The organism is Achromobacter sp. 1011791174, from assembly GCF_059760925.1.
Window position 1 is genome coordinate 1 of record NZ_JCBANH010000153.1, and the last position, 8,443, is coordinate 8,443.

Genomic DNA, 8,443 nt, shown 5'->3' on the forward strand with positions numbered 1-8,443 from the left:
GGGCGAAAGGGGATGGCGGGACCGCATGGCCGACTCTCCGGTCCGGAGTGGGGCGGATGGTGCGGGCAGACAGAACGGGCCGTCAAGAAACGGCCCGAAGGGAGTGTCCCTGGTGCGCGCCCGGCCGCCGCGAGGCGACCGTGGCAGGCGCGCCGGCGTCAGCGGACTTCGCGGGCCTCGACGTCGATCACGTCGCCGCCGCGCGCTTGCGCGAACGGAGCGGCAGCGGACTGGAACGGATTCGGGCGGGCGCCTTGGCGCTGGCTCCAGTAGGCGCGCACGCCGAACGGCTTGCCGCGCACCTTGGCCACCACGTACAGGATCGCCACGGCGATCGCGGTGGAGAGCATGAACACCAGCGCCATCGCCATGCCGATCAGGGCCAGCGCGGCAAACAGGACGGCACGGAGGAAGCGGATGAGAGGATTCGTCATGAAGGTCGGATGCAAAACGCAGCGAAAGGTTCCCGCGTATCCGCTATCCTTTAGGGGACGGCGGCCAGCAGAAGCCGCGCTGCCTACGGAACCATAGTGACATGAGTATAACGATAGAACACATCCGCGCCGCGTTGCGGGGCGCGCAAGACCCGAATACCGGCCTGGATCTGGGCGTATCTGTAAAAGATCGTGACATTCAACTGCAGGGCGGCCGGGTCGCCCTGACGCTGGAACTGGGCTATCCCGCCGACGCCTTCAAGGATCAGGTGCGCGGCATCGCCGTCGCGGCGCTGGCCGCCGCCGGCGCGCCCGACACCCAGGTCTCTGTGACCTGGAAGGTCGCGGCGCACGCGGTGCAGAAGGGCTTGAAGCCGCTGCCGAACGTGCGCAACATCATCGCCGTGGCTTCCGGCAAGGGCGGCGTGGGCAAGAGCACCACCGCCGTGAACCTGGCGCTGGCCCTGGCGGCCGAGGGCGCCAAGGTGGGGCTGCTGGACGCCGACATCTACGGCCCCAGCGTGCCGACCATGCTGGGCGTGTCGGGCCGGCCCGAAAGCCGCGACAACAAGAGCATGGAGCCGCTCGAGGGCCATGGCCTGCAGGCCAATTCCATCGGCTTCCTGATCGACGCGGATTCCCCGGCGATCTGGCGCGGCCCCATGGTCACGCAGGCGCTCGAACAACTGCTGCGCCAGACCAACTGGCGCGACCTGGACTACCTGATCGTCGACATGCCGCCCGGCACCGGCGACGTGGCGCTGACGCTGGCGCAGAAGGTGCCGGTGGTGGGCGCGGTCATTGTCACCACGCCCCAGGACGTGGCGCTGCTGGACGCGCGCAAGGGCCTGCGCATGTTCCAGAAGGTCGAGGTGCCCATCCTGGGCGTCGTCGAGAACATGGCCATCCACATCTGCTCGCAATGTGGCCATGCCGAGCACATCTTCGGCGAAGGCGGCGGCCGGCGCATGGCCGAGCAGTACGGCACGCCCTGGCTGGGCAGCCTGCCGCTCACGCTGGCGATCCGCGAGCAGACCGACGCGGGCCAGCCCACCGTGGTCTCCGACCCCGGCAGCGAGGCGGCGGCCCTGTACCGCGGCATCGCCCGCAAACTGGCGGCAAGCGTTGCGGCGCTGCCCCGCGACATGGCGGGCAAGTTCCCCTCCATCGTCGTGCAACAGCCGACCTGACGCATGCGCTGGGCAGCCCGGGCCCTTCTGGCCGGACTCTGCGCAATGGCGGGCGAAGCGGCGGCCAAGCGTCCCGAAATCGTGGTCGACCCCGGCGGCGTGACGCCGGCGGCGCTGCAGGCCATCACCGAGGCCGTGGACGCGATCGCCCGCCTGGCCGAAGACCAGGACGGCGGCGAGATCAGCCGGCTGCGGCGGCGCGCGCGCGACGCCACGCTGGCCGCGCTCGCCACGCAGGGCTATTTTTCCCCCACCGTCACCCTGGAAGCCGGCACCGACATCGGCGGCGAGACCTGGGACATCGGCATCGTGTCGGGCAAGCGCACGACGGTGTCCTCCGTGGATCTGGGCTTCACCGGCCGGATCACGCGGCCCGAGTACGCGCAGCGCGTGCAGAAGCTGCGCGAGGACTGGCGGCTCAAGGTCGGCCAGCCCTTCATCAACAGCGACTGGAACAAGGCCAAGGCGGCCCTGCTGGACGAGGTGTCCGAGCGTGATTTCCTGCTGGCGCGCATGACGTCCTCGGCGGCGGAGATCCAGGCCGAGCAGGCCAGCGCCGCGCTGTCCGTGACCATCGACAGCGGTCCGCAGGTGAACATGGGCGAGCTCAAGACCGAGGGCCTGGAGCGCGTGCCGGAAAAACTGGTCCAACGCTATGTGCGCTACTCGGTGGGATCGTCCTACGAGCAGAGCCGGCTGGACCAATGGCAGCAGGACTTGCAGTCCACCGCGTTTTTCCGTGGCGCCTTCGTGTCGCTGCAGCAGCCCGGCGGACAGGCCGCGCCCGAACCGATCTCCGACCGCGCCCGCGCGCCGGGGGCGGCCGACGCCCTGGCTTCGGCGCCGGCGGGCGACCCGTCCGTTTCCGGCGGCCAGCCGCCGCCCGCGGCGGCCTACGATTCCGATGGCGAGGTCACGCTGCCCGTGCAGGTGCGGGTGGTGGAGGCGCCGCCCAAGCGCCTGTCGGTGTCCATGGGCGTGGACGATGAGGCCGGCGCCCGGCTGGAATCGATCTATCGGCAGAACGTGGTGTTCGGCCAGCCCTTGACACTGGAAACCGGTTTCAGCGTGGACCGGCTGCGCCAGCGCGCCTACGCCGACTTCCTGTTGCCGCCGACCGAGCGCGGCTACAAGGATTCCTTCGGCGTGCTGGCCGACCGCTCCGACATCCAGGGGCTGGAAGTGACCCGCTACGCGCTCGGCGCCACGCGCCTGCAGGAGCGCAAGGGCGCTGGCGACAGCCGCGTCGAATACGAAACCCGCTGGGGCCTGCTGCTGGCGCAGGATCACGTCAGGATCGAGGACGGCGACGAATACACGCTGCCGTCCGCCACGGCCACCGCTGAATGGCTGCGCCGTGACGTGGACAGCAAGTACGACCCGCGCGAAGGCAACCTGATTGCGGTGGGCGGCGGCCTGGGCGTGGTGCTGAACACCGGCGACCCCTACACGCGCGCCCGGCTGCGCGGGCAGAAATGGTGGCCCATCGGCAGGCGCGACGTGCTGACCGTCCGCGGCGAGGTGGGCCGCATCTGGGCCAATGGCAAGGTCCAGGTGCCTGACGACTTCGGCTTCCGCACCGGCGGCGCGCGTTCCATTCGCGGCTACAAGTACCAGAGCATCGGCCTGAAGCGCAACAGCGCGATCGTGGGCGCGCCGGCGATGGTGGTGGGCAGCGTGGAATACGACCACTATTTCAACGAGCGCTGGGGCATGGGTGTGTTCGTCGATGCCGGCGACGCGGCCAAATCCTTCGGCGACATGTCGCTGGCGGTCGGCTACGGCGTGGGCGCGCGCGTGCGCACGCCGGCCGGGCCCTTGTTCCTGGACGTGGCCTATGGCCAGCGCGACCGCAGCCTGCGACTGCATTTCTCCCTGGGGATCGCGTTTTGAGGACGTTGCGCGCGATCCTGCGCCATCTTCTGGTGTGGTGGCTGCCCGGGCTGGCGATGCTGGCGGTGCTGGCCTGCGGTTTCCTGTTCTGGCTGGCCGGCACGCAGAGCGGCACGCGCCTGCTGCTGACCACGGCGGCGCAGCAGCTGGACGGCCAGGCGCTGGACGTGCGCGGCTCGGTGCTGCGTGGCCTGAACGTGGGACGGCTGGAGCTCGAGACGGGCGGCACGCGCGTCGAAATCGCGGACCTCGGCCTGAAAGTGGACTGGCGCGCGCTGGGCCAGCGGCGGCTGCACGTGCGCGAGCTGTCGGCCGCGGCCGTGACGGTGACGCTGGCGCCGGCGGCTGCCGAAGAGACGCCGCCCGCGCAGGACGAGGCGCCCTTCAACCTGCCGTCGCTGCCGGTGGATATCGCGCTGGACCAGCTCACGTTGGGCGAATTCCATCTGCTGCAGAACGGCGAGGCCCTGCCCGTGTCGCTCAGCGGCCTGGCCGCCACCTTCGCGACCGGGCAGGACAGCGCGCGGCTGAGCATCGCCAGCCTGCGCGTCGGCCATGAGATCGGACAGGCCGAGCTGAGCGGCGAGGCCGAGTTGCGCGCGCTGGCGGACCCGTGGCCGTTCAGCCTGCGACTGGACGTGGCGGCGCGGGGCGCCGGCCCTGATTCCCCGCTGTGCCAGGCCGAGCGCCTGCGCGCCATCGTTGGCAATGGCGCGAACGCCCAGACGGGCGGCGCGCGGCCGGAGGGCGCGGACAAGACCGACAAGGCCGGCAAGGCATCCGGCAAGGCGCAAAAGGCCGGCAAGGCAACGGGCGCGACACCGGCATTCGCGCCCGCCGACGCGCCGGCCACCGCTTTCGTCGGCCCCCCGGAACCGGCCTGCCGTGTGCTGCTGAGCGCCGACGCGGCGGGGTCGCTCGACGGCCTGCAGGCCAAGCTGGAAGGCACCGGCTCCGGGCTGGCGTTGAACGTGCTGGCCGATCTGGCGCCGCGCACGCCCCTGGTGCTGCGCAGCGCCAGCGCCCAGGCGCGCCTGCCGGACGCGTCCACGCTGACGGCGCAGTTCGACCTCAAGGCCGCGGCGGATGGCCAGGGGCGCGACCGCATCGAGGGCAGGGTGGGCGCCGAGCGGCTGGACCTGGGACCGTGGCTGGGCAAGGACATTCCGCAGGCCGTGCTGAGCCTGAGCGCGGATCTGGGCGCCGAGCTGGAGAACCTGAGCCAGTTGCGGCTGGCGGCCGTGGACCTGCGCATCCAGGAAGGCTCGCGCTGGAACAAGCAGCCGCTGGCGGGCGCGCTCAAGGCCCGCGTCGAGTTGCCGGCGGCCACGACGCCCGCCGCCGTCGCGGGCGGCGCGTCGACGACCGCGACCGCCGGGACGGCAACGTCCGGGGCCGGCGCGGCCGACGATCCGCTGGCCGGCCTGCGCATCCAGGGGCTGGACGTGGACCTGACGCTGGGTCGCAACCGCATCCGCGCGCAGGGCGACGTGGGCGCGGCCGACGGGGTGCTGACGCTGGACGCGCAGGCGCCGCAGCTGGACGCTTTCTGGCCGGGACTGCCGGGCGGGGCGGAATTGAAGGGCAAGCTCAATGGCACGGCGGCCGCTCATCGCGGCGAGTTCAGCGCCCGCTACATGCCGGCCAAGGTCCGCGCGGGCGTGTTGGGCGAAGCGCCGGCCCAGGCCGACATCGCGTTCACCGGCGGCTGGGGCCGTGGCCCTGCGGGCGATGCCGATGCCGCCCTGACGGGCTGGCGCGGCACGTTTTCGCGGCTCAATGCGGAGTCGGCCGGCTTCGCGGTCGCCGCCGAGCGGCCGCTGTCCGTGGCCTACCTGCCCGGGGCGGTCGCGCCGCAATGGCAGTGGCAGGTCGGCGCCACCACGCTCGGCCTGACGCTGCCGGGCAAGGAACGCCTGGCGCTGGCCCACAAGGGTTCGCGCGGCGGCGGCGCGCGCTGGGAAACCGCCGGCCAGGCGGACAACCTGGTGATCACGGCGGCCATGACGCGGCAGGTGATCGCCGCCATCGACCCCGAGGCCGCCGCCCGGCTGGACAAGGGCCCCAAGCGGGTCAACGCCATGGTGGCCGAAGCCAAGCGCCGCATCGCGCTCGATGTGTCCTGGGACCTGAAGTTCGATGGCCGCCTGGCCGGCTCGGCCCGCATCGCCCGCCGCGACGGCGACCTGCTGATCCCGGGCGATCCGCCCGTGCCGCTGGGACTGACGGCGCTGGCGCTGGACCTGACCGCGACGCCGTCCTCGGCCGGCGCCAGCCGCCTGGATGCCAGATTGGCCCTGGCCACCGAGAAGATGGGCGTGGTCAACGGCACGGCTTCGGCCGTGCTCGCCGTGGACGCGCAGGGCGGCATGGCGCTGGATGCGCGCCAGCCGATCCGCGCCAAGCTGGATGCCGATATCGCCGACCTGGCATGGGTCGGCCTGTTCGTGGGCGACGCGATGGAAGTCGGCGGCACGGTCAAGGCCAATCTGGAGGCGCAGGGCACGCTGGCGGGCAAGTGGACGGGCAGCGGCGCGATCCGCGGCGACCGGCTGCGCGTGGTGCGCATCGACGACGGCGTGCGCCTGGTCGAGGGCAAGCTGGCGGCGCGCCTGGACGGCGACAGCCTGGTGCTGGACAGCCTGCGCTTCCCGGCCTCGCTGCGCGTGATGCCTGCGGAATGGCGCACCAAGGAATGGATCACCACCAACCCCGAGGCCAAGGACGGCTATGCCGAGGCCAGCGGGCGCTGGAGCCTGACGGACGGCGGCGGCCAGCTGCGCCTGACGCTGTACCGTTTCCCGGCGCTGCAGCGCTCGGACCGCTATGCCATGGTGTCCGGCACGGTCGATCTGAACGTCGCCCTGCCGCGCATCGACATCGTGGGCGACCTCAAGGCGGACGCCGGCTGGTTCAGCCTGGAGATTCTTCAGGGCGTGCCCACGCTGGACGACGATGTGAAGGTGCGCCGGCCGGGCGACGATCCCGGCGCGGCATCCACGCCGCTGCAGACCAGCATGAACCTCAAGTTCGACATGGGGCCGCGCTTCTACATCACAGGCATGGGCCTGGACGCGGGCCTGCTGGGCTCGATCCAGATCCTGCTGAGCGACGGCCGGCTGACCGGCGTGGGCGCGCTGCGCACGCGCGGCGGCGGCATCGAGGCCTACGGCCAGAAGCTGCGGCTGCGTCGCGGCACGCTGACGTTCCAGGGGCGGCTGGACAATCCTGTGCTGGATATCGAGGCCCTGCGCACCGGCGAGCAGGTCGAGGCCGGCGTCAAGGTGGCCGGCACGGCGCAGCGCCCGCGCATCGACCTGGTGTCGTATCCCGACGTGAGCGACGTGGAAAAACTGTCCTGGCTGCTGCTGGGGCGCGGGCCGGACGGCAGCGGCGGCGATGCCGCGCTGCTGCTGTCGGTGGGCACGGCGCTGCTGGGCGGCGGCGGGCCGCCGTTCTACAAGCAGTTCGGGCTGGATGATGTCAGCATCCGCAGCGGCAATATCGGCAGCTCCGGCAGCCTGCTGCCGGACCGCACCGTGGCCGGCGACGTCAACCGCGACAGCGACAGCCGCCTGGCGACCCAGTTCCTGGTGGCCAGCAAGACCTTCGCCAATGGCATCACGCTGAGCGTGGAGCAGGCCCTGGCCGGCGCCGACACCGTGGGACGCGCCAGTTACCGGCTGAGCCGCCGCTGGTCGGTGGACCTGAAGGGCGGCGCGGTCAACGGCATCGCCCTGGTCTACCGCACGTTTTTCGGGGACTAGAAAGGGGCAGGTCCCCCCCCGAAGCGCTGGCGCGCTTCCCCCCCAGGGGGGCGCCGCGACGGACCGGCGGAGCCGGATCCGTGCGGCCTGGATGAGGGGGCAACTTTGCCGGGGGCGCCCGTTCTGCCGCTCGGGATAAAATCAGGGCTGTCCATTCCCCCGAGCACCACTGCCATCATGAGCATCAAAAGCGACCGCTGGATCCGCCGCCAGGCCGAGGCCGGCATGATCGAACCCTTTGAAGCGGGTCAGGTCCGCACGGCCAATGGCGGGCGCATTGTCAGCTACGGCACCAGCAGCTACGGCTACGACGTGCGCTGCGCCGACGAATTCAAGATCTTCACGAACATCAACTCCACCATCGTCGATCCCAAGAACTTCGACGAAGGCTCGTTCGTGGACTTCAAGGGCGATGTCTGCATCATTCCGCCCAATTCCTTCGCGCTGGCGCGCACCGTCGAGTATTTCCGCATTCCGCGCAGCGTGCTGACCATCTGCCTGGGCAAGAGCACCTACGCGCGCTGCGGCATCATCGTCAACGTGACGCCGCTGGAGCCGGAATGGGAAGGCCACGTCACGCTGGAATTCTCGAACACCACGCCGCTGCCGGCCAAGATCTACGCCGGCGAAGGCTGCGCGCAGATGCTGTTCCTGGAAAGCGACGAGGTCTGCGAGACCTCTTACCGCGATCGCGGCGGCAAGTATCAGGGCCAGCGCGGCGTGACGCTGCCTAGAACGTAGAGGTCCCCCCCCCGAAGCGCTGCGCGCTTCCCCCCCAGGGGGGCGCCGGCGGCGGCCCGGCGGCGCCGGAGCCGCGCGGCCCCGATTGGGGCGGTCTTGTTGGGTTGTGGCGTTGATCTTCGTTGGATCTTCCTCTCGCCCTACTTTGCTCTGTCCGTGGCGGAGGGCGGGGCGGCATTGCGTGGCGGCAAAGCCGCCGTCGCGCGGCTTGGAGGCGTTAGCCCCCGGTTTTCGCCTGCGCGGGGCGCAGGTATTCGATGTCCCATTCGCTTTCTTCGATCTGGACGAAGCCGTGGCGCTGGTAGAAGCGGTTCGAGTCGCTGCCGCGCAGGGCGCCGACGCGCAGCGGCAGGCCCTGTGCGTCGGCCTGCGCCAGCAGGCGCCTGAGCGTGCGGCCGCCCAGGCCCCGGGCCTGGGA

6 protein-coding genes are annotated in these 8,443 nt (G+C 71.2%); 4 read left to right on the forward strand and 2 right to left on the reverse strand.

Going from position 1 to position 8,443, the window contains the following annotated elements; all coding sequences use genetic code 11:
- Positions 1 to 158 precede the first annotated feature (158 nt).
- The gene (locus AC6LJ5_RS29215; RefSeq protein WP_103276198.1) at positions 159 to 434 is read right to left on the reverse strand and encodes a hypothetical protein; all 276 of its coding nucleotides are present in this window, start codon (positions 432 to 434) and stop codon (positions 159 to 161) included.
- A 101-nt stretch (positions 435 to 535) separates the two neighbouring features.
- On the opposite strand from AC6LJ5_RS29215, the gene apbC reads away from it, so the two are divergent.
- The 4 genes from apbC to dcd all read left to right on the forward strand — a co-directional run bounded on the left by apbC (position 536) and on the right by dcd (position 8,025).
- Positions 536 to 1,624, forward strand: a complete 1,089-nt coding sequence (apbC, locus tag AC6LJ5_RS29220) for an iron-sulfur cluster carrier protein ApbC (RefSeq protein WP_498142330.1) — start codon at positions 536 to 538, stop codon at positions 1,622 to 1,624.
- Between the two features lie 3 nt (positions 1,625 to 1,627).
- Entirely contained in the window at positions 1,628 to 3,517 is a 1,890-nt protein-coding gene (locus AC6LJ5_RS29225) for an autotransporter assembly complex protein TamA (RefSeq protein ID WP_498142331.1), read from the forward strand.
- Positions 3,514 to 7,284 (forward strand): translocation/assembly module TamB domain-containing protein, encoded by a 3,771-nt coding sequence (locus AC6LJ5_RS29230; protein ID WP_498142332.1) that lies wholly within the window; start codon positions 3,514 to 3,516, stop codon positions 7,282 to 7,284. The genes AC6LJ5_RS29225 and AC6LJ5_RS29230 overlap by 4 nt, the downstream gene beginning before the upstream one ends.
- Positions 7,285 to 7,461: 177 nt before the next feature.
- Positions 7,462 to 8,025, forward strand: a complete 564-nt coding sequence (gene dcd / locus AC6LJ5_RS29235) for a dCTP deaminase (protein ID WP_103271130.1) — start codon at positions 7,462 to 7,464, stop codon at positions 8,023 to 8,025.
- Between the two features lie 217 nt (positions 8,026 to 8,242).
- On the opposite strand, the gene AC6LJ5_RS29240 is transcribed toward dcd, so the two are convergent.
- On the reverse strand, positions 8,243 to 8,443 hold a 201-nt coding region (locus tag AC6LJ5_RS29240; RefSeq protein ID WP_498142333.1), incomplete at its 5' end, for a GNAT family N-acetyltransferase.